We start from the raw sequence: 26723 nt of genomic DNA, 5'->3' as shown, positions 1-26723 counted from the left end.
TCTTCCCCGGCGCGGCGGATGAACACCATGCGGGTACGGGCCTATCCGGTGCCGCTGAGGGTGAAGGTGGCGCCGTCGGGGTCGCCGAGGCGGACCCAGGGGCCGGTGGGCGAGGTGCCGTCGGCGAGCACGGTCGCGCCGTGGTCGAGGGCCTTCTCGGCGTGGTGATGGGGATCCTTGACCGCGAAGTGGGTGTGCCAGTGGGGCCGCAGGCTGGGGTCGGGGGCGGCCTCGACGGCGCCGGAGGTCAGGCGGGCCACGATGTGCCCGGCGTGGCGCAGCACGACCTCGTCGTGTTCGTACTGGACGTCGCAGCAGCCGGGGCGGTCGCAGGCCCAGTCGAGGACCTCGCCGTAGAAGATCGCCGCCTCGAAGGCGTTTCGGGTGTGCAGCCGGGTCCAGGCCGGTGCGGCGTCGCGCCAGGATTCCCAGTTGGAGACCAGGGGGCCCTGCCAGATCCCGAAGACGGCCCCGTCCCGGTCGGCGGCCAACGCGCCCCGCCCGGCCTGGAGCGCGACCGGTCCGACCGCGACCGTCGCGCCGCGCTCGCGGATCCGGGCCGCGGTGACATCCGCGTCCTCCACCGCGAAGTACGGCGTCCACGCCACCGCGACCTGAAAAGCCTGGGCGAGCGCCCCGATTCCGGCCACCGGAAGTCCGTCCGCCAACGCGATCCGGAACTCGTCCCCCAGCCCGGCGGGCACGAACGTCCAGCCCATCACCCGGCCGTAGAAGTCCGTCGCGGCGGTCAGGTCGCGAGCCATCAGGCTCACCCAGCACGGCGCCCCGAACACCGGGGCGCCGGAGCCGAGACGAGCCGTGGAGTCTGTCGGTGTGCGCGTCACGAAGGCCCTCGCTTCCAGGAGTTCCGACGCACCGTTCACCTTCCGACGCACCGGCCATAGACGGTCCCACTATCCCGCCGCCGACGTGTCGCCGCCTGTCAGCGACGCGGCGCCGGGCGCCCGGGCCGTACTGCCGCGGCCCCCGCGCCTCGTGTTGCGGATGCCGCCGTACGGGTCATGCTGGAGGAATCCGCGCTGTGCCCATCCGGCTACTTTTGGTAGCCCTCGCGTGGCTGCGGACGTGGAAGAGGCCGTCGAGCCGCTTCCGCCGGACAAGGGAGTCGCAGTGGTCACCATCGACAGTCCCCGGGAGTACACGCTGAGTCTGCAGGCGACACCGGCCCGCGTACCGCAGGTCCGCCGCATCGTCGCCGCACATCTGCGGCACTGGCGCCTGGAGGGAATCATCCAGCCCGTCAGCCTCGGCGTGTGCGAACTCCTCACCAATGTCCACCGCCACACCAAGGGCGACCAGAGGTGCGTCCTTGAGCTGCGCTGGGCCCGTGGACAGCTCACCGCGTCCGTCGCGGACAACGACCCCCGTCTGCCCCGCCTCCAGGGCCCCCGGCCCTTCGCCGAACGGGGCCGCGGACTCGCCCTGATCGCGCACCTCAGCGACAGCTGGGGCACCCACACCATTCCCGACGGCAAGGTCGTCTGGTTCACCCTCGCCGCCCAGCCGCAGGCGCTCCGCCCCCTGCGTCCGCTGCCCCCTACGCCCACCCTCGCCACGACGGCGACGGTGCCGCGCTTCGAGACCCGGCCGCACGTGGAGCGAGCCGACGCGCCCTGCCTCAGCGACGCCTGAGGCGGCGGGGTCCGGCCGCCGCCGCACCCGGACAAGGGCGGCGCCGGCGGCTGATGGTCCCAACCCGTCCGGCGCCTTCATTCCTTCGTACGCAAGGAATGCACTAGCCGGAATACCACGGGACGGCAGGAGAAAACCTCGTATCGGCAGGTGCGCCACGCTGGTCGCGGTCATGGGTTCACACCCGGCCGCGACAGCGGCGCAGGACCCATCCCGCCACGCCGAGCGCGCCCAGACCGGCGCCCGTGGTGAGCAGGGGATGGCGGGCCGGCGCCACCTGGTAGGAGCGGGCGTGGGCGCTGTCGTCGAAGATGCCGTGGGCTCCGTGGTCGTCGCCCGGTGCCTGGTCGAGAGGCCGCCACAGATTGCCGCGAACCGTCTCCGGCGGCAGGTCCTCGCGCTGCTGGGACGCGTAGCCGGTGCGGGCGAGGTAGCGGTCCAGGAGGGCGGGCACGAACCGGTTGGCCCAGACGGTCGCGAGCGTGGACGCGCCGACGTAGTACTGCTTGCGGCCCGGGTGGTCGGCCGCGAACAGGACGGCACGCGCGGCGACTTCGGGCTGGTAGATCGGCGGAACCGGCTGTGGATGCCCGGACAGGCGCGAGCGCACCCAGGAGAACTGGGGCGTGTTCACGGCCGGCATCTGCACCACGGTGACGCGCACCCGGCTCTTGGTGTGGAGGAGCTCGGTACGCACCGACGAGGTGAACCCGTTCACGGCGTGCTTGGCTCCGCAGTACGCCGACTGCAACGGGATGGAGCGCTCGCCGAGCGCCGAGCCGACCTGCACGATGGTGCCCCGGTCGCGGGGGACCATCCGGGCCAGCGCGGTGCGCGTGCCGTGCACGAAGCCGAGATAGGTCACCTCCGTGACGCGCCGGAACTCGTCCGCGGTGATCTCGGTGAAGGGAGCGAACACCGAGGTGAAGGCCACGTTGATCCACACGTCGATGGGTCCGAAGGCGGCCTCGGCACTGTCCGCGGCCTTCTCGACCTGATCGTGGTCGGCGACGTCGACGGGGATCGCCAGAGCGTGCCCGCCCAGCTCGTCGACCTCCGCCGCGGCCGCCTCCAGGCCCGCCTCCCCCCGGGCCAGGAGCGCGACATTGGCTCCGCGCCGGGCGAAGAGCCGGGCGGTGGCACGGCCGATGCCAGCGCTCGCTCCGGTGATGACTACGGTCTCGGGCATGGCCCTGCCTTTCGCGTGCGACGGGGGGCCGCCGCTGACGGCGGCGGTGTGGCTGCCGGGTCAGCCGGTGCGGTAGGGCTCGGCATGGGCGGTCCTCAGCGTCAGTCCATGGCCCGGCGAGCCGTCGGCGCCCGGGGTGATGTGTCCGCCCTTCGGGTCCAGGACGCCGTCGAACAGCAGCGACTCCAGCCGGACGTGGTCGTGGAACCACTCCAGGTGGCGCAGGTTGGGCGCTGCCGCCGCGGCGGCAGCGTGCGCGTGCGGGGCGCAGTGTCCGGAGATCTGCACCCCGAACGCCTGGGCGAGGGCCGCGGCGCGCAGCCACACGGTGAGCCCACCGCAGCGGGTCGCGTCCGCCTGGAGGCAGTCCACCGCGCCGGCCCTCAGCATGTGCCCGAAGTAGGCCAGCGTGTAACCGTATTCGCCGGCCGCCACGTCCACGGTGACGGCCGACCGGATCCGGGCGAGGCCTTCGAGGTCGTCCGACGAGACGGGTTCCTCGAACCACGTGACGCCGTGGCCGTCGAGACAACTCCCCATCCGCACGGCCTGTTTGACGGTGTAGGCGCCGTTGGCGTCGACGTACAGGGCGGTGCTGTCACCGATGGAGGCGCGGGCCTCGGCGACGCGCTCCCGGTCGCGCCGCTCGCTCCTCCCCCACGACTCACCGATCTTGATCTTGACGCGGGGGATGCCCTGGTCCTCGACCCAGTGCCGCAGTTGCTCGTCCTGGCGCCGGGCGTCGTAGGTGGTGAAACCGCCGCTCCCGTACACCGGCACCCTCGGGTGGGCCCGCCCGAGCAGGTGGGTCAGCGGTACGCCGAGGGCCCTGGCCTTGAGGTCCCACAGGGCGATGTCGACGGCGGAGATCGCACCCGAGACCAGGCCCGGGCGGCCGTCGTTGCGCACCGACCGGGTCATCGCCTCGTTCACGCCCGGCACGTCCCACACCAGGCGCCCCTTCACCACGGACGCCAGGTGCCCGCGGACGTAGGCCGCCGTCTCGGGCGCTCCGTAGGTGTAGCCGAGCCCCACGGCTGCGCCGGAGCGGACATGGACCACCACCAGGGTCGTCCTGTCCCACTCCAGCGTGCCGTCGGCCTCCGGGGCGTCGGTGGGCAGCGTGTACGCGGCCGCTTCGACCTCCTCGACGAGCAGATCACCGCCCGCGTGGGCACCGCCGGAGGGCACGGACGTCATCGCGCGTCGTCCCCTCCGTCCGGGTGGCGGTGACGGGTGCCCGGGAGCATCTCCTGCACCTTGGCCTTGAGGCCCTGCTTGATCATCCCGGCGCGGTCGCTGTCGCCCTTGAGGACCGACGCGGCCGCGGCCTCGATCTGGTCCAGCGAGGCGTGGGGCGGGATCGGCGGCACCGCGGGGTCGGTGCGGAAGTCGATGACGAACGGCCGGTCGGCCGCCAGCGCCTGCCGCCAGGCCCCTTCGACGTCGCCCGGCTTCTCCACGCGTACGCCGCCGAGGCCGATCGAGCGGGCGAAGTCGGCGTACGGCACGTCGGGCAGGGACTGCGAGGGCAGGAACTGGGGGGCGCCGGACATGGCGCGCATCTCCCAGGTGACCTGGTTGAGGTCCTGGTTGTTGAGCACGGCGACGACGAGCCGGGGGTCGCTCCAGTCCTGGTAGTACTTGCCCGCGGTGATCAGCTCGGCGAGCCCGTTCATCTGCATCGCCCCGTCGCCCACGATCGCGACGGCCGGGCGGTCGGGGTGAGCGAACTTGGCGCCGATCACATAGGGGACGCCGGGGCCCATGGTGGCCAGGGTGCCCGACAGCGAGCCGCGCATCGAACCGCGCATGCGCAGGTGGCGGGCGTACCAGTTGGCGGCGGAGCCCGAGTCGGCGGCCAGGATCACGTTGTCGGGCAGGAGCGCGTCGAGCGCGTGCACCACGTACTCGGGGTTGATCGGATCGGCCTCCACCGCGGCGCGCCGCTCCATCACCTCCCACCAGCGTGCGGTGTCCTTCTCGATCTTCTTGCGCCACTTGCCGTGGCCCTTGCGCCGCAGTTGCGGAAGGAGCCGCTTGAGGGTCTCGCGCGCGTCACCGACCAGATTGACCTCGAAGGGGTAGCGCAGCCCGACCATGTGCGGATCGATGTCGATCTGCACCGCGCGCGCCTGGTCGAGACCGGGCATGAACTGGGTGTAGGGGAAGCTCGATCCGATGACGAGCAGCGTGTCGCAGCCCTGCATCAGCTCGTAGCTGGGCCGCGTGCCGAGCAGGCCGATCGAGCCGGTCACGTACGGCAGGTCGTCGGGCAGCGCGTCCTTGCCGAGCAGGGCCTTGGCCACGCCCGCGCCGAGCACGTCGGCGGCCTCGCGCACCTCGGGCTGGGCGCCCCGGGCGCCCTGTCCGATGAGGATGGCCACCTTCTCCCCCGCGTTGAGCACCTCCGCGGCCCGGGCGATGTCGTCGTCGGCCGGGACCGGCGCGTAGGCGGCCATGCCGAGGCTCGAGGGCACCATCTTGAAGGCGTGCTGCGGCGGCGAGTAGTCCAGCTCCTGCACGTCGGCCGGGATGATGATCGCGGTCACCGTGCGCCGGGCACGGGCGACGCGCATCGCGCGGTCGAGGACGTTGGGCAGCTGCTCGGGCACGGTGACCATCTCGCAGTAGTCGCCGGCCACGTCCTTGTAGAGGCTCAGCAGGTCGACTTCCTGCTGGTAGGAGCCGCCCATGGCGCTGCGGTTGGTCTGGCCCACGATCGCGACGACCGGCACGTGGTCCAGCTTCGCGTCGTACAGGCCGTTGAGGAGGTGGATGGCGCCCGGGCCCGACGTGGCCGCGCACACGCCGACCCGGCCGGAGAACTTGGCGTAGCCGACGGCTTCGAAGGCGGCCATCTCCTCGTGCCGGGCCTGGATGAACCGGGGCTTGTTCTCGGCGCGCCCCCACGCGGCGAGCAGGCCGTTGATGCCGTCGCCCGGGTAGGCGAAGACGTTCTCGACCTCCCACTCGCGCAGCCGCTGGAGAACGTGGTCGGAGACTTTGAGGGACACGGGACAGCCTTTCGCTGGTGCGTTTCGCTGGATCGGGGGTGGGGGTGAACCCTTCGGTCAGCCGCGGCGCCGGCGGGTCCAGGCGTAGAGGGCGGCCGCTGCGCCGCCCAGGGCCAGGCAGGCCGCGCCGGTGGCCAGCCGCGCGTCCTTGGGCGACGGCTCGGGGCGGGCGGCGAGCTTCTCCGGATGGCTGGCGGGCAGCGGCCCGTCGAGCCCGAGCGCCAGCACCTCGGCGAGGTGCACGGCCCGGCGGCCGGTGTCGCCCTGCTCGATCTGGGTGCGGCAGCTGAACCCGTCGGCGATGACCAGGGAGCCCGGCGAGGCGTCGCGGACCGCGGGCAGGACGCCCTGCTCGCCGATCTTCATGGACAGGTCGTAATGGCCCTGCTCGAAGCCGAAGTTGCCGGCCAGGCCGCAGCAGCCCTCGTCCAGGACCTCGGCGTCCAGGCCCGTGCGGCGCATCAGTTCACGGTCGGCGTCGTCCTTGAGTACCGCGTGCTGGTGGCAGTGCGGCTGGACGACGGCCTGCCGGGAGAGCCGCGGCGGCCGCCACTCGTGCGGCGCCCGCTCGAGCAGGAACTCGGCGAGGGTCCGGGTCTGCTGAGCCAGGCGCTGTACGTCCTGGTCGTCCGGCATCAGTTCGGGCGCGTCCGCGCGGAAGACGGCGGTGCACGACGGCTCGAGGCCCACGATCGGGGTGCCCGCCTCCAGCCATGGCCGCAGCACGTCGAGGGTGCGGCGCAACACCCGCCGGGCGGTGGTGAGTTGACCGGTGGAGACCCAGGTCAGGCCGCAGCACACGGCCTGCGTGGGCACCGCCACATGGAACCCGGCGCTCTCCAGGACCCGTACCGCGGACTTGGCGACGCCGGGGTGGAAGTACGTGGAGAACGTGTCGGGCCACAGGACGACGGTGTGCGCGTCGGCCGGATCGGGCTCGGACCTGCCGCGCGCCGCCCACCAGCGCACGAACGACTCCTCGGCGAAGGCGGGTGCCTCGCGCTGGGGCGCCACGCCCGCGGCCCGTTTGCCGAGCCGGGCGATGCCGGGGGCGCGCAGGAGGGCGCGTTGGTGGCCCTGGGGGCCAGCCGGGACAGACGGGCCCACAGCGGCAGCCAGCCCAGGGAGTAGTGCGCGGCCGGGCGCAGGCGGCGCGTGTAGTGGTGGGAGAGGAACTCGGCCTTGTAGGTGGCCATGTCGACGCCGGTCGGGCAGTCGGACTTGCAGCCCTTGCAGGCCAGGCAGAGGTCGAGCGCGTCGTTGACCTCACTGGAGCGCCAGCCCCCGGTCACCGGCGAATCGGCGTGGCCGTCCAGCATCTCGAACAGCAGCCGGGCCCGGCCCCGGGTGGAGTGCTCCTCCTCCCCCGTCGCCCGGTAGGAGGGGCACATGACGCCGCCGGAGTGGGTGCGGCAGTTCCCGATGCCGACGCAGCGCAGCACCGCCCGGGTGAAGGAGCCCTCGTCGTCGGGGTAGCCGAAGTGGGTGTCGAACTCCCGCGGCCGCCAGCGGGCGCCGAGCCGCAGGTTCTCGTCCGCGCGGCAGGGGCTGACGATCTTCCCCGGGTTCATCCGGTCGTCCGGGTCGAACAGCGCCTTCAGCTCGCCGAACGCCCCCACGAGCGGCTCGCCGAACATGCGGACCAGGAGCTCACCACGGGCCTGCCCGTCGCCGTGTTCGCCCGACAGCGACCCGCCGAAGGACGCGACCAGATCGGCCGCCCGGAACAGGAACCGGCGGAAGGAGGCCACCCCCTCGGCCGTCTTCAGGCCGAAGGGGATACGCGTGTGCACGCACCCCTGGCCGAAGTGCCCGTACAGCGAGGGATGGTCGTAGCCGAATTCCTCGAACAGCTCCCTGAGGGCGCGCAGGTAGTCGCCCAGGCGCTCCGGCGGGACGGCCGAGTCCTCCCAGCCCTCCCACGTCTCGCGCTCGTCGGGCGGCCGCGCGGTCACACCGAGCCCGGCCTCGCGGGCCTTGAGGAGCTGCTGTTCGCGCGCCGGGTCGTCGGAGAACGCCACCGAGGCGTCCTTCTCCTCCCGCCCCAGCGCCCGCAGCAGGGCGTGGGCCTGACCGTCGACGTCGTCCTGGCTGTCGCCGGTGAACTGCACGAGCAGCCAGCTCTCGCCCTCCGGGAACCGGTCGAGGGATTCGAGGTAGGCGTGCTCCTCGCGCATGAGCTGCGCCATCCGCCCGTCCAGCGCCTCCAGTTGGGAAGGGGAACAGTGTTCGAGGAGGCGGGGCACGTCGTCGGCGGCGGCGCAGATGTCGGGGTAGCCGAGCACCAGCATGGCCTCGTGGGGCGGCACGGGTACGAGGTCGAGCTCCGCGTGCAGCACGGTCACGAGCGTGCCTTCGCTGCCCACCAGGGCGCGGGCCACGTCGAAGCCGTTCTCCGGGAGCAGCGAGTCGAGGTTGTAGCCGGACACCCTGCGGGGGATCTTCGGGAAGCCGCGCCTGACCTCGGCGAGATGGCGGTCGATGAGGTCGCGCAGCCCTTGGTAGAGCTCGCCCCGGCGCCCGCCCGCGGCGACGATGTCCGCGAACTCCTCGTCGGGGGTGGCGCCGACCCACATCCGTGTCCCGTCGTAGGTCAGCACCTCGAGCCGCCGTACGTTGTCGACGGTCTTGCCGTAGGCCTGGGCGGAGGCGCCGCAGGAGTTGTTTCCGATCATGCCGCCGAGCGCGCAGTGGCTGTGGGTGGAGGGCTTCGGCCCGAACTTCAGCTCGTGCGGGGCGAGTTGGCGGTTGATCTCGTCCAGTACGAGGCCCGGCTCGACCACGCAGGTGCGCCGCGCGGGGTCGACCGAGACGAGCGCGTGGCAGTGTTTGGTCCAGTCGATGACGACGGCCGTGTTGGTGCACTGGCCCGCCAGGCTGGTCCCTCCTCCCCGCGAGAGGACCGGTGCGCCGAACTCGGCGCACACCGCGACCGCCTCGGCGCCGGCGTCCACCGAGCGCGGCACGACCACTCCGATCGGGACCTGGCGGTAGTTGGATCCGTCGGTGCTGTAGGCGCCGCGGCTGCCGGCGTCGAACCGCACCTCACCGTCGACCCGCGCGCGCAACGTGCGCTCCAGCGCGGCAGTGTCCAGGCCCGCGGTGCCCGTGTCTGCCCCGCGCCCGGGCGAGGCAGCGTTGTCGGGCAGATCCATCGTTCCTCCTCGTCGGATGTCGCTCCCCGTCCGCGCTGCGCCAGTACCCCTGGGCCGGGTGCCCACACTCGTCCAGGGCTACCCGGCCCCGGGGGCTCCCGCCAGTCGGCCGTCCACCGTCCGCTCCTGCCGCTCCCGCAGGCGGGAGGGGGGCGGCGCGCCTAGGGTGACGGGTGAGGGCGCCGGTGTGCGCCGTCGAACTCGTGGCCCCGGGGCAGTTTCCCCGTCCGTTCTTCGGCCACCCGGGTGGGAGCACGGTTTCACCGCCTGTGAGGAGTCCCCATGACGGAATACGGCTATTTCCTGTCCAGCGAGGAACACACCCCCGCCGAGCTGGTGGAACAGGCCAGGATGGCGGAGCAGGCCGGATTCACCTCGCTGTGGATCTCCGACCACTACCACCCGTGGAACGACCAGCAGGGCCAGTCCCCGTTCGTCTGGTCGGTGATCGGAGCGCTGTCCCAGGCCGTCTCGCTCCCCGTGGAGACCGCGGTGACCTGCCCCACGCTGCGGATGCACCCCGCCGTGGTCGCCCAGGCCGCGGCCACCAGCGCGGTGCAGCTCGGCGGGCGCTTCCGGCTCGGCATCGGCAGCGGGGAGGCGCTGAACGAACACATCCTGGGCGACCCCTGGCCGGAGGCCGCCGTACGCCTGGAGATGCTGGAGGAAGCCGTCCGTGTGATGCGTCAGCTCTTCACCGGCGAGCAGGTCAGCCACCACGGAAAGCACTACACCGTGGAGAACGCCCGCCTCTACACCGTTCCCGACGAGCCCGTGCCCATCGACGTGTCCGCCTTCGGGCCACTGGCCGCCGAGGCCGCCGGACGGGTCGGGGACGGCTTCATCACCATGGCGCCCGACGCCTCCTCCATCGAACGGTTCCGGCGCAGCGGAGGGGGAACCAAGCCGGTGTTCGCCGGACTCAAGGTCTGCTGGGCCGCCGACGAGGAGGAAGCGGTGCGCACCGCGCACCGGCTCTGGGCCAACGAGCAGCTGCCCGGTGAGCTCGCGCAGATCCTGCCCACGCCCAACCACTTCGAGCAGGCCTCCGAGCTCGTCACGCCCGACCGCGTCCGCGCGAACGTGACCTGCGGGCCCGATCCGGACGCCCATGTGGCGGCGGTCAAGGAGTACGTGGACGCGGGCTTCGACACCGTCTACATCAACCAGATCGGCAAGGACCAGCAGGAGTTCTTCGACTTCTACCGCACCAAGGTGCTGCCGCGCCTCGGCTGAACACGACCGCCGCCCCGCCCCACCGACCGAAGGAGAGACATGACCCACCCGCACCAGCAGGACCCCGGCAGCCCGTCCGAGGCGCACCCCGACACGGCCCTCGACGAAGTGCTCAAGGAGTTCGAGGAGGCGGAGACACGCGGCACCAAGAAGCCCGACCGCGAGGACGCCCACGACGGCGAGGCGGGAGACGCCCTCACGCCGAACGAGGAAGCACAGGAAGAGACGGCGCACGACTGACCGGGGCGGGCGCCGTGGGGGCCGCCGACCCGGTCACCCGAAGGCGGCGGCCCCCTGTGTCTCGCTCTCCCCGGCCCAGGCCCCTCAGCGGCGGTCAGCGGTTCAACTGGGCGAAGATGCTGGTGTCCAGGCGGGAGAGCAGATCGGCGGCGTCGTCGTAGACGGCCAGGGCGCCGGCCTCTTCGAGGTCGGCGCGGGCGATTCCGCCGGAGAGCAGCGCGACGGCGCGTACGTCCGCCGCCCGCGCCGCCTTCATGTCCCAGACGGTGTCGCCGACGAACACCGCCTCCGCGGCCTCGGCCTCGGCCAGTTCCAGCGCCCGGCGGACCGGATCGGGGGCGGGCTTGCCCGCGGGTACGTCGTCCGCGCTGGCCACGCCCGCGATGACGTCGTCGGCGTCGATGGCGCGACGCAGCGCCTTGAGCTCCGGTCCGCCCGCCGAAGTGGCCAGCACGATGCGCCAGTTGCGGGCGGCCAGCACGTGCAGCAGCTTGCGGGCACCGTCCAGCGCGGGCAGTCGCTCGAAATAGGCCCCGTACAAGGCGGTGTGGGCGGCGCTGAGGTCGCCGTCCTGGTCGGGGTCGCGGTCCTCGCCGAGCAGGTGCGCCAGCAGATCCTCGGAGCCGAGCCCGATGGCGCGGTGGATGTCGTGCATCGCCACGTCGTGCCCCGCCTGGCGCAGGGCCTCCCACCACGTGACCACATGCAGGTGGTTGGTGTCGACGAGTGTGCCGTCGACGTCGAACAGTGCCGCACGTGCCATGGGTCCACGCCTCTCGTTCCGCCGTGCCAGGGGCCTGCCGCCCTCTGCCGATCATGCCGCCATCCGGTGCTCACGACATCTCGCGGGCCCGCGCCGACCGGTCACGCGGCGTGCCGGCGCCGGACGGCGGGCCTCTTGCGCGGGGTCCGCGCGGCCTCGCCGGACGGCAGATCCGGTACGGCCGTCAGATGGCGCTCGCCCGGTTCCGCGGCCGGATCGCCGCGGCCCAGCATGAACTCCTCGTACCGGCCGAGGGCGAGCACGGCCACCAGCATCAGGTTGGGCAGCAGAACGGCTACGAAGACCACGACGACTCCTTGCGGGATGACGTGCCTGCGGGGCCGGGTTGCCTGCCCCCGGCACCCGAAACCTTCCGGGCCGAGGCCGGACGTTCCTGTCCTCCATCGGGCGGTCCCTGGTTGCGTGTCCGCTCCGATGGCGGGTACCTGGGGGAAGCCATCGGCCGCGCGCCCGGGCGGCTTCGTCGGCGGTGCTGCCTACCGCCGAGCCGACCAGGCGGGCGCGCGCCCTTCCGGGCAGAGCCCTTCCCACCGACGTACGGAGAACACCGTGAACGACTCCTCCCCCTCCGCCACCCCGGGCAGCGGCGCCGACTCCCCGGATCTGGTGCAGGTCATGCTCGGCGAGTGCTCCGCGGCCGACGCGGACGCGGTCTTCGGGGTGCTGGCCACGTGCTTCGCCTCCGACCGCGCCGACGCCGTGCCCGGCCGGCGCGGAGGGCCGCGGCCCGACGCCTGGACCGGTAGCTTCGTCGCCGACCACGCCCCGGACCAGGTGCCCGGGGTGCTGCTGGCCGGGCCCGTCACGGCCGAGCTGCAGGGCGGGCCGGTCGCGGTGGACCGGCTGCGCCGGGCCCTGGCGGAGGCCTTCGCCGTCGAGACCGCGGGCCGCGTCGCCGGCGACCAGGAAGTCGACGTCCAGCTCAGGTTGACGACCAGCGCCTGACGGGGACCCGGCCGGGCTCGGCGGTCCACCGGGAGGAACACGGATCTACTCTTGAACCAGGAGCTGGACCCTTCGCGAGATCGGAGGACATCATGATCGTCCTCGGAATCATCCTGCTCGTCGTCGGCTACGTGGCCGGTATTTCCATCCTGTGGACCATCGGCATCATCCTGCTGGTCATCGGCGCCATCCTGTGGCTCCTGGGGTCGGTCGGGCACGCCGTGGGCGGACGGCGGCACTACTGGTAACGGGGCCGCCTGACGACCCGTCAGCCCGGGACCGTCGGAGTCCGGCCCCGGCCCCCGCACGCCCTGCGCCGGGCCGTACGCCTGTGCCACCGCCCCGGCCCCAGCCTCACAGGAGGGCGAGGACCATCAAGGCCTCGCGGCCGGGTTGCCGGGATTCATCGGGGCATGAAGCCCGCCGCGCGGGCCGGGCCCCGGGACGGCCGGAGGGCGACCGGATGCCCTCACATCCGGTCGCCCTCCAGGTCAGTGGGTCGGCCTGGTCAGAGCACCGGCACCGGGTACGTGGGGTACTCGACCCCGGACACGTGCTGGACGACGCGGATGACCTGGCAGGAGTAGCCGAACTCGTTGTCGTACCAGAGGTAGAGGATCGCGTTGTCGCCGTCGACCTTCGTCGCGCCGGCGTCGACGATCGAGGAGTGGCGCGAGCCGACGAAGTCCATCGAGACGGCGTCGGGCGCGGTGGTGAAGTCGATCTGGCGCTTGAGCGGCGAGTGCAGCGAGACGTCGCGGAGGTAGTCGAGGACCTCCTCGCGGGTGGTCTCGCGGCCCAGGCGCAGGCTGAGGATGGCGATCGAGACGTCCGGGACCGGAACACGGATCGAGCTGCCGGTGATCGGGGCCTTGAGGTCCGGCAGCGCCTTGGCGACGGCGGAGGCGGCACCGGTCTCGGTGATGACCATGTTCAGCGGCGCGGAGCGGCCGCGGCGGTCGGCCTTGTGGTAGTTGTCCAGCAGGTTCTGGTCGTTGGTGAACGAGTGGACGGTCTCCACGTGACCGCGCAGCACCCCGTACTCGTCGTCCATGGCCTTCAGCGGCGGGACGATCGCGTTGGTGGTGCACGAGGCGCAGGACAGGATCTGCTCGTCCGGCTTGATGGTGTCGTGGTTGACGCCGTGGACGATGTTGGGGACGTCGCCCTTGCCCGGAGCGGTCAGGACGACCTTGTCGATGCCGGGGCGCAGGTGCTTCGACAGCCCCTCGCGGTCGCGCCACTTGCCGGTGTTGTCGATGAGGATGGCGTCCTTGATGCCGTACGCCGTGTAGTCGACCTCGGACGGGTCGTTCGCGTAGATCACCTTGATGGTGTTGCCGTTGGCGACGATCGTGCTCGTCGCCTCGTCCACCGTGATGGTGCCCTGGAACTGGCCGTGGATGGAGTCGCGCCGCAGCAGCGAGGCGCGCTTGACGAGGTCGGCCTCGCCGCCGCCGCGCACGACGATGGCGCGAAGACGCAGGCCGTTGCCGGAGCCGGCCTTCTCGATGAGGAGGCGGGCGACGAGCCGGCCGATGCGGCCGAAGCCGTACAGGACGACGTCGCGGCCCTCACGGCGCTCGATCTTGTTCGCCCCGGTGGCGCCGACGACGGCGCCGGCGGTGAACTCCTCCACCGACAGGCCGCGGTCGTCCGCCTTGTACGTCGCGGCGAGCATGCCGATGTCGATCTGGGAGGGGCCGAGATCGAGGGTGGTCAGAGCCTGAAGGAAGGGCAGCGTCTCGGTGACCGAGAGCTCCTCGCCGGCTATCTGGCGGGCGAATCGGTGGGTCTTCAGAAGGCTGACCACCGACTTGTTCACCAAGGAGCGGCTGTGCAGCAGGACCGTGACGTCCCGCTCGCGGTGCAGCTTCCCGATGAGGGGGATCATCGACTCCGCGATCTCCTCGCGGTTCTTCCAGTTGGTGAACGAGTCGTCATTGACAGTCACAGGTTCATCTTTCGAGCTAGGCGGCGCTCATATGCTAACCCCCCTCGATTTTGATCATTCACGTGGTGTCCTCCCCCTGCCCGGCGGGGCCGGGGCCGGTCGCCGCACCCCGCTGGGGTGACGACCGGCTCCGGCCTCCTTCAGCCGATGGCCCAGTGCTGGAGCGCGGAGCCGGTGTCGGGCTGCTCGGTGACGAGCGCTCCGTCGGCCGCGGAGGCCGCCGTGAGCAGCAGCCCGCCGGCCCGGGACGCGATCGTGTAGCCGCCCTGGGGCAGGGCGGTGACCGTCCAGCGCTGGTTGGCGCCGCCGGTGCAGGCCCACTGGATCACCTTGGCCCCGGCCGCGGTGGAGCCGTCGCTGACGTCGACGCACAGCTTCGACTCGCCGTTCACGATCTGGTAGGCGCCGTCGGGCTGGCGGGTGAAGACCCAGTTCTGGTTGCCGCCCCCGTTGGGGCTCCAGGTGATGAGCTGGGTGCCCTGGGCCGTCGAGTGGCCGGGATCGTCGAAGGCCTGGCCCGAGGCCACCAGCGTGTGGGTGCCGTCGAGGGAGCCGCCGCTCGCGGAGCCGGTGGGGGTGAGGGTCAGGGTCTGCTCGGCTGCGCTGCGGGATCCGCCGACCGTGCTGCCGGTGGTGTCCGTCCAGGTGCGGGTCGGGGTGGTCTCGGCGAACCGGTCGGACCGCGCGGACAGGCCGATTACCAGGCCGCTGTAGCGGTTGACCAGACGGAAGGATCCGGTGGCGGCCACCGGCACGACGAACCACTGCTGGCCGACCGTGGCCCCGCCGGCACCAACGGCGCTCAGCGTCGGCTTCGCGCCCCAGGCGCGGCCCGCCCTGGAGGTCGCGGGCACACCCAGGAGCTGGCCGGTGGAGGCGTTGGCGATGCGGTAGGAGCCGTCGCCGTTGCCGGTGAACACCCAGGATTCCAGGGCGGATCCGGTCGCCGCGCCCGAGGTCGTCGACGATCCTCCGGCGACCTGCGCCAGCACCCGGCCCTGCGCGCTGGCGATCCGGTAGGACTTGGTGACGTCGACGGGGGGCGCGGCCGGAGCGGAGGAGCCCACCGTGACGTCCACGTACTCGCCGGAGGCGCCGCCCTGGCAGTCGATGGAGCAGTACGAGCGGAAGGTCTTGCCCACGATGGTGGAGTTGGTGCGGTTGGCGCCGTCGAGGAACCAGCGGTACCAGGAGTTGTTGGTGTAGCCGCCGGTGTCGCCGATGAGGCGCCACTTCTGGCTGGCGAGGTCGTCGGTGGCGTAGAAGCGCTGCGGCGCCGTCCCGTTCACCGCCTCGGGCTCTCCGATGTACAGCCCGAGGTAGGCGTTGTAGGTGATGTTCATGACGAACAGGGGGGATTTCGTGGGCAGTTGACCGGCCGCGATCTGCTGGCTCACGGTGCCCGCGTTGGCCGGGTCGTAGTCGCCCGCGACCGGCGTGTACCCGGTGGAGCTGGAGGCGTCGACCGGCACCATGTTGCTCTCCAGGCCGCCCACGCCCGGCTGCGACCAGTGGCCGTCGTACCACTTCTGCCAGGAGCCCCGGGCCATCTTCGAGGAGATCGGCGCCCGTGCCACATGAGCGAGGCTGTCCTGCCAGTTGCCGCCCTTCGCGACGATCCGCGAGCCGTAGTACACGTAGAAGTAGCCCGAGGCGGTGTCGACGAACAGCCGCTGGTCGCCGTCGCCGTAGGAGTACGTCTCGTGGGGGAACTGCGCGGTGTCGCCGCGCTTCGTGCTGTACGGCGAGGTGATCGCGTGGTCCTTGATGGTCCAGGTACGGCCCTGGTCCCGGGACACCGCGTAGTCGATCGCGTCGAAGTGGATGCCGTCGCCGAAGGGCGCCGGGGTGAACTCGTTGTGCACCAGCCCGTACCAGTCACCGGTGTCCGGGTCGACCCATACCCCCGACAGGTCGCAGTAGTTCTTCTGCGAGTAGCCCGCGTTGCCCACGGCGTAGGTCGCCTCCAGGCCGGTCGGGCTGTTGTTGCAGCGCCAGGTCGTGTCGTTGTTCCGGTCGTCGGGGTTGGCGGGGTTCACCGCGTCGCTGATCGCCCCCGAGCGCGTGGCGCTGTCCATGTCGGTGCCGGTGAAGAAGTCCCAGTAGCGGGGGTCCTTCGCCCCGTACAGGGCGGCGGACTGCTGGAAGTAGAACGTGCCGTCCTTGTCGACGTAGGTCGAGGCGGGGGTGTCCGTCGGGTGCGCGTACGGCACGGGGGATCCGACGCTGACGGTGTACGTCGCGCCGGGCGACGTGGCCGCCGCGGGCGGCGCGACGGCCCCGGCCAGTGCCAGCACCGCGGCGCCGACGGCGGCGACTGCTCTGAGGGTGGGGGAGGACACGGGCGCTCCTTCGGTGACGGCCCCCGCGTGCGGGAGCGGTGACGCGCTCGCCGGCGGCGTGGCCGACCGCGTGCTGGGCAGTCTGTGCACCGCGCGGCGCACCGTCCACGGACATCCGTCGACCGGCCTTGGACTTTTGTCGCGGCCGCCGCACAGGGCCCACGCAGGGTGTCCGGCCGCCGCGTGGACCTTCGGCCCCGAATATGCCGAATACATAGGCGCCCGCCACTACGGCGGGAATGCGCCACCGGAAACCCACGCCGAAGCCCGGGGATTCACGGACAGGAACCACATCCCTAAAAGGCACGGAACCAGATATTCCGGGCGGCGAGTTTCGACAGCCCTAAAGGATGAGTAAGGTGTGGGTCGCTGTCGGTGAACCTGCGGAAGAGCTCGGGCTCCGGCGGAATTCCGCATGGCTGGAATTCGTAGGGCGCAGGGTGTCGTCTGCGGGGACGGGGAGAGGATCGTGGCTGCCGGCTCGTTCGAGGGACACTACGTGTGGCATCCGGCGGCCGACGATCGCGAGCTGGCCCGCGCCTGCACGGACGTGCGGGCGGGGCGCTACCTGGGCGCCCACAACGTCCTCAAAGAGGCACGCGGGGACTTCGAGGTGCGGGCCCACCGCTCGCTAGTGCTGGCCTCGGAGGCCGCGGACTCGGACCTGGCGGAGCGCTGGATGGCCGAGGAACCCGGCCCGGAGGCGGCCCTGTTGGGCGCGCGCGTGGCGATGATCCGCGCCCTGCGCACGGCCGACGCCGGCGACCCGCGCGCGGACGCCCTGCTGCGGATAGCCCAGGCGGCCTGCGTGCGCGCGGCCCGGCTGCTGCCCCAGGACCCGACCCCGTGGGTCGCCCAGCTCGCCCTGGCCCGGATCCAGGGCCCCCGCGACCCCGCGCCCAGAGGACTGCTGACCGCGCCGCCGGGCCCGTGGCAGATGTTCGCCCATGTCCTGCGCCTCGACCCCTGGCACCGCGAGGCCCACCACCGCTTTCTGGCCTGCTTCTTCACGCGGCACGGCGGTTCGGCCAGCGCCCGCTGGGACGTGGCCTCCTTCCTCAGCCACCGGGCGCCCGCCACCTCCGCGCTGCGGCTGCTGCCGCTGGTCGCGCTCGTCGAGGACTACGACCCGAACGCGCTCCTGGCGGACCAGACCTGGCAGCAGCCGCAATGGGCGACGACCACGCTCGGCATTTATCACAACTGGTTTCCCCAGACGGCGAGTTACCGGTTCACCCCGGTCCTCGACCTGGCGTATCTGGCACATGCTCTGTACATGGCCGGGCGTGAATTCGAGGCACGTGAGGTCCTCACGGCCATGGGCCCCTACGCCTCGCGCATGCCCTGGAGCGTGTTCGGCGACCCCGGCGAACAGCTGACCAGGGCGAGGCGGTCCTGCGGGCTGCCGACTCCCGCACCGGCCTGACCACGATCGCCTCCGCCCATCCGCGCGACCTACGCGTCTTTTCACCCCCAAGGAAAGGTTGCCACTGTGTCCCAGCGCACGTCCCACACCCGTTCACCGAGCCGACCCCGGGAAACCCCCGCGGCATTCGACGACGATGCCACGCTGCACGCGATGGGATATCCGCGGAAACTCACCCGCAGATTCCACGCCTTCGACAATTTCGCCATATCCTTCACCATCATCAACATCATTTCCGGAATCTTTTCCGCATTCGGATTCGGAATGGGCGCGGGCGGTCCGCGCATTCTCGTCTTCGGCTGGATCGGTGTCTCGGTCATGGTGCTGTTCGTGGGCGCCGCGATGGGTGAAATCGCCTCCGCCTACCCGACCAGCGGCGCGCTGTACTTCTCCGCGGGCAAGCTCGCCAAGCGCCACCGCGGCGCCTGGTCCTGGTACACGGGATGGCTGAACTTCGTCGGCCAGGTCGGCGGCACCGCCGCGACCAACTACGCCGCCGCCACCTTCATCCAGGCCTTCCTCGCGATGCAGTGGCCCTCCTACGAGGCCACCCCGCAGCAGACGGTCGGCATCGCCACCGCGATCCTCCTGGTCCAGGCGCTCGCCAACACCTACACCGTCCAGCTGGTCGCCGTGGTGAACCGGATCTCCGTGTGGTGGCTCCTGATCGGCATGGTGGTGATCGTCGTCGCCCTGACCGTGAAGCCCTCCTCCCACCAGTCGCTCTCGTACGCGACGCACTTCGTCAACAGCACCGGCTTCGACAACGGGCTGTACGCTTCGATGCTCGGCCTGCTGGTCACGAGCTGGACGTTCACCGGCTTCGACGGCAGCTTCCACATGTCCGAGGAGACGGTGAAGGCCACCGTCAACACGCCCAAGGGCATCATGCGCGCGATCGTCTACTCGGCGCTCGCCGGTCTCGTCCTCATGCTCGCCCTGGTGTACGCCATCCGTGACTACGCGGGCGAGATCGGCGCGGCGGCGCCGCCGGTGCAGATCCTCGTCGACGCGCTGGGCATGGGCACCGCCAAGCTGCTCCTGCTGATCGTGATCGGCGCCATGCTGTTCTGCGGGCTGGCCAACATGACCAGCAACACCCGCCAGATCTTCGCCTTCTCGCGCGACGGGGCGATGCCGGGATCGCACTGGTGGCACTCGGTGTCGCTGCGCACCCGCACCCCCGTGAAGGCGGTATGGCTGGCCGCGGGCTGCGCGCTGGTCCTGATCGTTCCGGGCTGGTGGTCGCACACCGCCTTCACCGCCATCGTCAGCGTCAACGTCGTCGGCCTCTACCTGGCGTACGGCGTGCCCATCTTCCTGCGGCTGCGCCTGAACGACTTCGAGCCCGGCCCGTGGAACCTGGGGCGCTACGGCAGGCCGGTCGCGGCCGTCGCCGTGATCTGGATCGTGCTGAGCAGCGTCCTGTTCATGCTGCCCCAGGTCTCCCCCATCACCACCGACAACTTCAACTACGCCCCGATCGCGCTCGGTGTGGTCCTGCTCATCGCCACCGTCTGGTGGTTCGCCACCGCCCGCCGGCGCTTCCAGGGGCCGGTCAGCTACGGCAGCCCGGACGAGGTGGCGGCGATGGACCTCATCTGACCCGGCTCAGGCGTCGGGCACCCAACTGCCGTGGAAACCAAGGGGTACCCGGCCCGGCAGATGGACGCGGGCGACCGGCGCGGCGGTGAAGTCCCGGGCGTCCAGGATCACCAGGTCGCTCGCGCCGCGCTCGGGGTTGTGGACGTAGGCGAGCGCGTACCCGTCGTCCTCGGCCGCGTGGCGGTCGCCCGCCGCCCGCGGCACGAACACGGCCTCGCCCGCGGCCGCCGCCTTCGGCAGCCGGTGCACCTGGGAGGTGCCGCGCAGCAGGTCCTGCTTGATCAGGGCGCTGCTGAACGCCCGGTCCGGCGGGACACCGTCGACCGACTCGTACGCGGCGAAGAACTCGGCGGCGGCCGCCGAGTAGCCGTAGCGGTGGCGCCTGGAGACCATCGCCTCGTTGACGCGGGGGAACTCCTGGGGGCGGTCGTCGATCCGACGCTGGTGGACGCGGCCGTGCTGCAGGTCGATCGTCCAGCGGTCCAGGGCGGGCGTGCCGGTCGCGGCGGGGCCGCCCGAGCCGCGCCCGGCCACGAAGAACGGGGCCGGGTAGGTGGTGAGGTCCATGACCACCGTCGCGCCCTCGTCGTAGGCGTTGAGCGTGTGCGAGTAGTAGACGGGGTCCACCTCGAACCAGCGGACCGGGCCGCCCGCGCGCGGCATCACCCCCACCCGCGCCGTGTGATGCTCGTCCCACACATAGGGGACGATCGCGCCGTTGCGGGCCGCCTCGGCGTCGAAGGAGATGGGGATGTCGATGACCACGATGTGCCGTTCGGTGAGCCCGAAGTCGTGCACCATCGAGCCCGCGGGCATCGCGATCCTCGTCGTCCGGGTCACCCTGCCGGTGCGGTCCACGACGACGTGGCGGACGTGGTCCCACGTCGGGTAGTACGCGATGGCGTGCAGCTCGTCGGCGTGGGCGTCGTACTTGGTGTGCGCGGCGAAGGAACCGCTGTGCGTGCCACGGAAGTCGTAGGGGCGCACCGTGTTGAGCTCGCCGTCGAGCTCGTACGGCAGCGGCCCGCCCTCCTGGAGGGCGAGGATGCGGCCCTTGTACGGGACGACATGGGTGTTGCACGCGAAGTCGTCCTCGGGCGCCTTGCCCCGGTACGGCTCCCCCAGCTGCTGGGCGACGGCGGCCGAGCGGACCCAGCGGTTGCGGTACCACTCGGCGCGGCCGTCCCGGAGCCGTACGCCGTGCACCATGCCGGGGCCGATCATCCAGTGGTGGGCCCGCGGGTCCTCGATGCCGAGGGCGTTGGGGCCGTTGCGCAGATAGCGGCCGTTCAGTTCGCGCGGGAGGCGGCCGGTGACGGGCAGGCTGAACGCCGTCAGCTCCCGCGTCGCCGGCGTGAAGGCCCCTTCACTGAAGGGGCTGCCGCCCGCGGTCGCGGAAGCGGCCGGGGCCATCGCGGCGGCCCGCCCGCCCAGCAGCGCCCCGGCCCCTCCCGCCAGTGCGACCGCCGCCGTGCCCCGCAGCACGTTCCGCCGAGTGTGACCGGTCATCTCCGAGCCCCCTGCCTTCCGTTCTGGCCGTACGGATCTGTCGCTCACGATCCTGGGGCAGGGGGCGGGGGCCGGTCAGGAGGCCTGGGACCCGGAAGGGGGTGGTGCCAGGCCCCCCGTCTCCGGGTGGTCGCAACCGGCTCGCAACCATCCGCATGGTGGGGTGTGGCTGCCGGATCCGCGCGGTCGCGGCCCGCAGGGGGCCGTCGTGCGACCGGAGGAGCGAGGGAGCGATGACGCCCGCCGATCACCCGGGACCGGCCCCGACGCCCGAGGCGCCGGCGGTCGAACTCACCTCCGCCGCAGCCGAGTTGATCCGCACGCTGCGGGCGGCCCACGGCCCTTTGATGTTCCACCAGTCGGGCGGCTGCTGTGACGGCAGCGCGCCCATGTGCTATCCGGACGGCGAGTTCCGCACCGGCGGCTCGGACGTCCTGCTGGCCTCCCTCGACGTGCCGGGCGTCGGGGAGTCCGTGCCGTTCTGGATGTCGGCGAGCCAGTACGAGCTGTGGCGGCACACCCGGCTGATCGTCGACGTGGTGGAGGGCCGCGGCAGCGGGTTCTCGCTGGAGGCGCCGGAAGGGGTGCGGTTCCTCATCCGGTCCCGGCTGATCTGAACCCACCGCCGCGAGGCGCCCTCAGCCCCGGTCCCGCGGGGCCCGTGCCGGTGAGCTCTATCCAGCGTGCCGCTCCGGCCGGTTGGGCGCGGGTCAAGTGGCGAGGCGCCGCTCCAGAGGCGTGCGGAAGCTCGGTTTGATGCGGACGCCGTCGAAGAACGCGGCCAGGCGTCCGGCTTCGGCGTCGATCGCGGCGCGGGCCTCGCGGCCCAGGCCCGTGGTCGTGAGGAGTTCGGTGACGATCTCGCCGTCGGGTCGCTGTGCCCAGCCGCCCACGATGCGGCCCGACCACCACACGCTGGGGCCGATGTTGCCGTTGGTGTCGAAGAGTTCGGACGCGTGGTCGACGTCGAGGTACCAGTCGCGGTGGCGCCAGCCCATCGGGGTCGGGTCGAGCGCGGGCAGCAGCGCGGCCCAGGGTTCGGGCGCGGCGGGCGCTTCCAGCTGGGCGGGCAGGGCGTGGCCGGGGCCCTCGTCGAGCTCGACCTCGACCGCTTCGGTGCGGGCCAGCGCCTTGCGGGTGTCGGTGAGAGTCCACCCGGTCCACCACTTGACGTCCTCGGTGGTGGCCGGCCCGAAGGCGGCCAGGTACCGGGCGGCGAGCTCGGACTTGGCCTCGTCGACGGGCAGCTCGGGATGCGGCTCGGCCGCGGTCCAGCGGTACTGGCTGGAGGCCCAGGTGCCCAGCGGACGACCGCGCCGGATGCGGCTCTCGGCGGCCATCACCCCGAGGAAGCGGCTGGTGATGCGGGGCCGGGCCTCGTACGGCTTGCCCTCGGACTGCACGATCTGCGACTTCAAGTCGGGTACGTCGTCAGCCAGTTGGGCGGCCGTCGCCTCGCCGCGCCGGTCCAGGGCGGCCAGGACCGCGGCCTCGGTCGCGGCGAACCAGTGCTCGTCGAAGCCGAGCTGCTCCTGAATGACCTTGACGAGGTTCCTGCGCTCGCGGGCCGCCACGGCGCGGGCGGTCGACGCGTCCACGACGGGCGCGAGCTCACGCGGCACCACGAACATGGTGCGCCGCATGCAGAGCATCCGCACCAGCGTCCGGTCCTCGTACAGCGCGCGCTCCAGGTCCGCCACGGACGGGGTTCTCAGCCGGGCGGCCACGCTGAGGTAGACCGAGGCGGGGTCGGTGGCGTGCAGGCCGAGCACCGCCTCGGCGACCGCCTCCGGGGTGGCGGCCCGGGCTGCGGGGGCGAGCAGATGGCGGGCGCCGAGGCGGGCGCGCCGCTCCTCGGCGGTGATCTTCCGGCGGGCCTTGGTCATGGCTTGAGGCTACCGACCACACCCGCCGTCGCGTTGAGACCGTCCTGGATGGTCGTGGCCATGCTCGTACCGGCCAGGAAGAAGCCGAGCAGGGCGCAGACGATCGCGTGCGAGGGCTTGAGCCCTCCGCTGCGCAGAAAGATCACCGCGAGCACCAGCAGCAACAGCACCACCGAGATCGAAACAGCCATGACGAGCCTCCTCCGCCGCGCCGGAATTGCGGCATTCGGGCGTCAGTGTGGCGGAGGAGGCACCACGGACCGGCTCAAGACATGTCCGCCGTACGGGTGTTGACTGCCTGTGACCCCTCAGGCGTACCGCGGTCGCTGGGCCTGCATCGGGGTGCGGCTCGCCCGGCGGGGGTGCCGGGTCAGGCCGTCGGCGGGGCCGTCCAGCTGACGGTGCGGTCGCACCAGCGGTCGAGGAGCACGTGGTCGTGGCCGACGGCCAGCAGGGACGCCTTGGTCTGGCGGCGATAGTCCTCCACCGCCGCGACGAGGGCGGCCGTGGTCGAGGCGTCCAGCATGGCGGTCATCTCGTCGCAGATCAGCAGGCGCGGGCGGAGCACCAGCGCGCGGGCCAGGCAGGCGCGTTGGAGCTGGCCGTCGCTGACCTCGTGGGCGCCCCGGCTCAGGAGGTCGCCGCCGAGGCCGACCGCGTGGGCGAGTTCGTCGACCCGCTCGCGGATCTCGATGCGTCGGCCGGTCGCCTTCAGCGGCTCGGCGATCACGTCGCGCAGCCGCAGTCTCGGGTCGGCGGAGAGCCGGGGCGACTGGAAGACGACGCCGACGGTGGTGCGCAGGGCGCGCGGGGCGCGGTGGCGGTAGTCGACGACCGTGGTGCCGTCCAGGACGACCGTCCCCCTATCGGGCCGGTGCAGCAGGGCCGCGACCCGGGCCAGGGTGGATTTGCCGCAGCCGCTCGGGCCGAGCAGGCCGACCGCCTCGCCGCGGGCCACGGCCAGGCTCACGTCCCGCACGACGGGCTTGCCCCGCTCGTAGCCGGCGGTGATGTTGCTGAGCTCAAGCACGGCTGGGGTCCTCCGCGTGGGCGTGGTGGCAGGCGGCCCGGCCGTCGAACCGCGGCTGGGTGCCGCAGAGCGCGTCGGCCCGGTCGCAGCGGGGTGCGAACGCGCACCCCGCCGGAAGATCTCCGAGCTCCGGCGGCATGCCGGGGATGGGCAGGAAGGATCGTTCCGGCAGGGCATCGAGCAGACCACGAGCGTACGGGTGCAGCGGACCCGGCTCGCCGAAGAACCTGGTGGCGTCGGCGAGTTCGACGACGCGGCCCGCGTACATGACGGCGACGCGGTCCGCGATCCGGGACGCCGCCGCGAGGTCGTGCGTGATCATCAGCAGGGCGCGGCCCTCGTCGACGGTGCGGCGCAGTTCGTCGGCCGTGCGCTCGACCAGCGCCCGGTCGAGGCCGGTCGTCGGTTCGTCGGCGAGCAGTACGGGTGCGTCGCCGACGAGGGCGAGGGCGGTCGCGGCGCGCTGGGCGAGCCCGCCGGACAGTTCGTGGGGGTAGCGGTCGAGGTGGTCGGCGGGGAAGGCGGCCCGCCCGGCGGCCTCCCGTGCCGCGGCGCGCAGCTCGCCGCGCGGCACGCGCCTCAACTCCCTTACTGTCTCTTCGAGTTGGCTGCGTACGGTGCGTACGGGGGTGAGGTGGGCGGCCGGGCTCTGCGGGACGAGGCCGATGCGCCGCCCGCGCACCGTGCGGGCGAGCAGCCGCTCGTCGGCGGTGAGCAGATCGGTTCCGTCGTCGAGCAGGGCGGCGCCCTCCGCCTCGGCGTTGGCGGGCAGCAGGCCGAGCAGCGCGGAGGCGAGAACGGACTTTCCGCAGCCGCTCTCGCCGACGAGCGCCAGGCACTCCCCGGCCGCCAGGTCGAAGGAGGCCTCGGTGACGGCGGCGATGTGTCCACCGCCCCGCATCCGGAACCGCACGGTGAGGTTCCGCACCGACAGCGCGTGCGCGCTCACAGCATCAGCTCCGATCGGCGGCGCGGGCTCAGCCGTTCCCGCCAGGCTCCGGCCAGACCCGCGATGGCGAGGGTCGGGACGATCAGGAGGAGGCCCGGGAAGAGCGTGGGCCACCAGTCCCCGGCGAGCAGCGAGCCGCGCGCGCCCTGGACGAGATTGCCGAGGCTCGCCTGGTGGGCGGGCAGTCCGAGGCCGAGGAAGGACAGCGCGGACTCGTGCCACATGGCGTGCGGCACCATGAGAACCGCCGCGAGACCGGCCTGGGGCAACACCCCGGGCAGCAGATGACGTACCGTCACCCGCCATCGGGAGGCGCCGCCCGAGATCGCCGCGTCGATGTAGGGGCGCGAGCGCAGGGACAGGATGTCGGCGCGCACGATGCGGGCCGTCGACAGCCAGTGCGTCAGGGCGACCGACACCACCACCGGCCACACCCCGGGGCGGAACATCGCGACGACGAAGATGCCGAGCAGCAGATGCGGTACGGACGAGAAGGTGTCGACGAGCCGCATCAGGACCCGATCGGCCCAGCCGCCGAAGGCTCCGGCCGCCGCGCCGACCGCGGTGCCGATGAGGGTGGCGGCGAGCGCGGCGACGGCGCCCACGAGGAGCGATACGCGCAGTCCGTACACGCAGCGGAGCAGCAGGTCGCGTCCCACGTCGTCGGTGCCGAACGGGTGCGCCCAGGACGGGGGTTGGAGCCGCTGGGCGAGATCGACGGCCTGTTCGTCGAGCTGGGCGAGGGGCGGCACGAGGACGACGGCGAGCACGACGACGGCCAGGATGACGGCCGAGACGCGTATCCGCACGGTGCGGGTGGAGCGGCCGGGGCGCGCATCAGCCATCGAATCCCACCCTCGGGTCGGCGAGTCCGTACAGGAGGTCGGAGAGGAGGTTGCCGAGGAGTACGGCGGCGGTCGCGAGCACCGTGAGGGCGGCGAGCAGCGGGAAGTCGACGGAGGTCGCGGCCTGCACGGTGGCGGCGGCGATGCCCGGCCAGCTGAAGACCGTCTCGACGAGGAGCGCGCCGGTGATCAGTTCCGGGACGCGGGACCCGATCAGGGTCAGCATGGGGAGCATGCCGGAGCGCAGGGCATGACCGGCCAGGACGGTGCGTTCGGCGAGTCCGCGCGCCCGCGCACCGCGCACCGGGTCCTCCGCCAGCGCGTCGCTGACTCCTTGACGTACATACAGGAAGAACCAGGGCAGTTGGGACAGGCCGAGCACACCGGCCGGAAGCACGAGGTGGCTGACGATCTGTCCAGGGGTGAGGGTGTCGCTCGCGGTGTCGGTGAGGCCGCCGGCCGGCAGCGCGCCCAGTTTCAGGGCGAAGAACCAGATGGCGAGCAGCCCGAGCCAGAAGGCGGGGGCGGCTTCGAGGGTGTAGGCCGCGGAGCTGACGCAGCGGTCGAGCCGGCCGCCGCGGCGGCGCGCGGCGAGCACACCGAGCGCGGTGCCGAGCAGGATCGCGACGGCGAAGGCGGCGGTGGCCAAAAGGGCGGACCAGCCGATGCGTTCGGTGATGACGTCGGCGACGGGCTGGCGCAGCGTACTTGAGTCGCCGAGGTCGCCGGAGAGGGCCGAGGTCAGCCAGTCCCACCAGCGTGGCACGAGCGGCTGGTCCCCACCGAGGTTGGCGCGCAGTTGGTCCAGGTCGGCCTGCGAGGCGGTGAGTCCCGCGGTGCCCGCGTACGCCTTGACCGGGTCGAAGGGGGACGCTTCGGCGACCGCGAAGACGCCGAAGGTGACGGCGAGCAGGACGGGGACGGCGGCCAGCAGCCGCCGTCCCGTCATGCGGCCCAT

The 26723-nt window shown here is 72.2% G+C and carries 24 protein-coding genes and 1 pseudogene; 8 read left to right on the top strand and 17 right to left on the bottom strand.

Annotated elements, in window-relative coordinates; translation table 11 throughout:
• Positions 1-41 precede the first annotated feature (41 nt).
• Positions 42-764, bottom strand: a complete 723-nt coding sequence (locus tag DT019_RS17245) for a VOC family protein (protein ID WP_189389671.1) — start codon at positions 762-764, stop codon at positions 42-44.
• A 310-nt stretch (positions 765-1074) separates the two neighbouring features.
• On the opposite strand from DT019_RS17245, the gene DT019_RS17240 reads away from it, so the two are divergent.
• Positions 1075-1653 (top strand): ATP-binding protein, encoded by a 579-nt coding sequence (locus DT019_RS17240; RefSeq protein ID WP_223279617.1) that lies wholly within the window; start codon positions 1075-1077, stop codon positions 1651-1653.
• Between the two features lie 178 nt (positions 1654-1831).
• Here the strand turns inward: DT019_RS17240 and DT019_RS17235 are convergent, their stop codons facing one another.
• The 4 genes and pseudogenes from DT019_RS17235 to DT019_RS17220 form a co-directional block, all read right to left on the bottom strand.
• Positions 1832-2842 (bottom strand): SDR family oxidoreductase, encoded by a 1011-nt coding sequence (locus DT019_RS17235; RefSeq protein ID WP_114037711.1) that lies wholly within the window; start codon positions 2840-2842, stop codon positions 1832-1834.
• A 60-nt stretch (positions 2843-2902) separates the two neighbouring features.
• Positions 2903-4042, bottom strand: coding sequence for an enolase C-terminal domain-like protein (locus tag DT019_RS17230; RefSeq protein WP_114037710.1), 1140 nt, complete (start codon positions 4040-4042; stop codon positions 2903-2905).
• A complete protein-coding gene (locus DT019_RS17225) occupies positions 4039-5859 on the bottom strand; it encodes a thiamine pyrophosphate-requiring protein (RefSeq protein ID WP_114037709.1) in 1821 nt (606 codons plus the stop codon). The genes DT019_RS17230 and DT019_RS17225 overlap by 4 nt, the downstream gene beginning before the upstream one ends.
• Positions 5860-5916: 57 nt before the next feature.
• A pseudogene (locus DT019_RS17220) lies at positions 5917-9014 on the bottom strand (FAD-binding and (Fe-S)-binding domain-containing protein).
• A 282-nt stretch (positions 9015-9296) separates the two neighbouring features.
• Here DT019_RS17220 and DT019_RS17215 point away from each other — a divergent pair.
• Positions 9297-10250 carry an LLM class F420-dependent oxidoreductase gene (locus tag DT019_RS17215; RefSeq protein ID WP_114037708.1) on the top strand — a complete coding sequence of 318 codons (954 nt, stop codon included), beginning with the start codon at positions 9297-9299 and terminating at the stop codon, positions 10248-10250.
• Between the two features lie 39 nt (positions 10251-10289).
• Entirely contained in the window at positions 10290-10490 is a 201-nt protein-coding gene (locus DT019_RS17210) for a hypothetical protein (protein ID WP_114037707.1), read from the top strand.
• Positions 10491-10584: 94 nt separating this feature from the next.
• Here the strand turns inward: DT019_RS17210 and DT019_RS17205 are convergent, their stop codons facing one another.
• Positions 10585-11253 (bottom strand): HAD family hydrolase, encoded by a 669-nt coding sequence (locus tag DT019_RS17205; protein WP_114037706.1) that lies wholly within the window; start codon positions 11251-11253, stop codon positions 10585-10587.
• 101 nt (positions 11254-11354) lie between these two features.
• Positions 11355-11561, bottom strand: a complete 207-nt coding sequence (locus DT019_RS17200; RefSeq protein WP_114037705.1) for a hypothetical protein — start codon at positions 11559-11561, stop codon at positions 11355-11357.
• Positions 11562-11823: 262 nt separating this feature from the next.
• Here DT019_RS17200 and DT019_RS17195 point away from each other — a divergent pair, with 262 nt between their 5' ends.
• A complete protein-coding gene (locus DT019_RS17195; RefSeq protein ID WP_223279616.1) occupies positions 11824-12219 on the top strand; it encodes a hypothetical protein in 396 nt (131 codons plus the stop codon).
• A gap of 92 nt (positions 12220-12311) precedes the next feature.
• A complete protein-coding gene (locus DT019_RS39595; RefSeq protein ID WP_189389669.1) occupies positions 12312-12467 on the top strand; it encodes a DUF6131 family protein in 156 nt (51 codons plus the stop codon).
• A gap of 260 nt (positions 12468-12727) precedes the next feature.
• On the opposite strand, the gene DT019_RS17190 is transcribed toward DT019_RS39595, so the two are convergent.
• Together DT019_RS17190 and DT019_RS17185 are read right to left on the bottom strand one after the other, a co-directional pair.
• Entirely contained in the window at positions 12728-14173 is a 1446-nt protein-coding gene (locus tag DT019_RS17190; protein WP_114037704.1) for a glyceraldehyde-3-phosphate dehydrogenase, read from the bottom strand.
• A 140-nt stretch (positions 14174-14313) separates the two neighbouring features.
• Positions 14314-16515 carry an RICIN domain-containing protein gene (locus tag DT019_RS17185; protein ID WP_317617769.1) on the bottom strand — a complete coding sequence of 734 codons (2202 nt, stop codon included), beginning with the start codon at positions 16513-16515 and terminating at the stop codon, positions 14314-14316.
• A gap of 469 nt (positions 16516-16984) precedes the next feature.
• Here DT019_RS17185 and DT019_RS17180 point away from each other — a divergent pair, with 469 nt between their 5' ends.
• The gene (locus DT019_RS17180; RefSeq protein WP_189389705.1) at positions 16985-17941 is read left to right on the top strand and encodes a hypothetical protein; all 957 of its coding nucleotides are present in this window, start codon (positions 16985-16987) and stop codon (positions 17939-17941) included.
• Positions 17942-17982: 41 nt separating this feature from the next.
• Here DT019_RS17180 and DT019_RS40890 read toward each other — a convergent pair whose 3' ends face one another.
• Entirely contained in the window at positions 17983-18261 is a 279-nt protein-coding gene (locus tag DT019_RS40890) for a hypothetical protein (RefSeq protein ID WP_317617775.1), read from the bottom strand.
• On the opposite strand from DT019_RS40890, the gene DT019_RS17175 reads away from it, so the two are divergent.
• Entirely contained in the window at positions 18149-19546 is a 1398-nt protein-coding gene (locus DT019_RS17175) for an amino acid permease (protein WP_317617774.1), read from the top strand. The two genes, DT019_RS40890 and DT019_RS17175, sit on opposite strands and share 113 nt — an antisense overlap.
• A gap of 6 nt (positions 19547-19552) precedes the next feature.
• Here DT019_RS17175 and DT019_RS17170 read toward each other — a convergent pair whose 3' ends face one another.
• Positions 19553-21055, bottom strand: coding sequence for a carotenoid oxygenase family protein (locus DT019_RS17170; protein ID WP_114037702.1), 1503 nt, complete (start codon positions 21053-21055; stop codon positions 19553-19555).
• 233 nt (positions 21056-21288) lie between these two features.
• Here DT019_RS17170 and DT019_RS17165 point away from each other — a divergent pair, with 233 nt between their 5' ends.
• The gene (locus DT019_RS17165) at positions 21289-21672 is read left to right on the top strand and encodes a DUF779 domain-containing protein (protein ID WP_114037701.1); all 384 of its coding nucleotides are present in this window, start codon (positions 21289-21291) and stop codon (positions 21670-21672) included.
• A gap of 93 nt (positions 21673-21765) precedes the next feature.
• On the opposite strand, the gene DT019_RS17160 is transcribed toward DT019_RS17165, so the two are convergent.
• From DT019_RS17160 to DT019_RS17135, 6 genes are all read right to left on the bottom strand, one after another.
• Positions 21766-22941 carry a winged helix DNA-binding domain-containing protein gene (locus DT019_RS17160; RefSeq protein ID WP_114037700.1) on the bottom strand — a complete coding sequence of 392 codons (1176 nt, stop codon included), beginning with the start codon at positions 22939-22941 and terminating at the stop codon, positions 21766-21768.
• Positions 22938-23132, bottom strand: a complete 195-nt coding sequence (locus DT019_RS17155; protein WP_114037699.1) for a hypothetical protein — start codon at positions 23130-23132, stop codon at positions 22938-22940. The genes DT019_RS17160 and DT019_RS17155 overlap by 4 nt, the downstream gene beginning before the upstream one ends.
• Before the next feature lie 179 nt (positions 23133-23311).
• Positions 23312-23971 carry an ABC transporter ATP-binding protein gene (locus tag DT019_RS17150; RefSeq protein WP_114037698.1) on the bottom strand — a complete coding sequence of 220 codons (660 nt, stop codon included), beginning with the start codon at positions 23969-23971 and terminating at the stop codon, positions 23312-23314.
• Positions 23964-24920 carry an ABC transporter ATP-binding protein gene (locus tag DT019_RS17145; RefSeq protein WP_114037697.1) on the bottom strand — a complete coding sequence of 319 codons (957 nt, stop codon included), beginning with the start codon at positions 24918-24920 and terminating at the stop codon, positions 23964-23966. The genes DT019_RS17150 and DT019_RS17145 overlap by 8 nt, the downstream gene beginning before the upstream one ends.
• Complete coding sequence (locus DT019_RS17140) at positions 24917-25765, bottom strand: ABC transporter permease (RefSeq protein ID WP_114037696.1); 849 nt, start codon at positions 25763-25765, stop codon at positions 24917-24919. Before DT019_RS17140 ends, DT019_RS17145 begins: the two co-directional genes overlap by 4 nt.
• Positions 25758-26723, bottom strand: a complete 966-nt coding sequence (locus tag DT019_RS17135) for an ABC transporter permease (protein ID WP_189389703.1) — start codon at positions 26721-26723, stop codon at positions 25758-25760. The genes DT019_RS17140 and DT019_RS17135 overlap by 8 nt, the downstream gene beginning before the upstream one ends.

Origin of the sequence: Streptomyces sp. SDr-06, from assembly GCF_003324565.1 — a bacterium.
In the GTDB taxonomy this organism is placed as follows: domain Bacteria; phylum Actinomycetota; class Actinomycetes; order Streptomycetales; family Streptomycetaceae; genus Streptomyces.
Note: the sequence above shows the minus strand (reverse complement) of the source record. Positions and strands in the feature narration are given on the sequence as shown.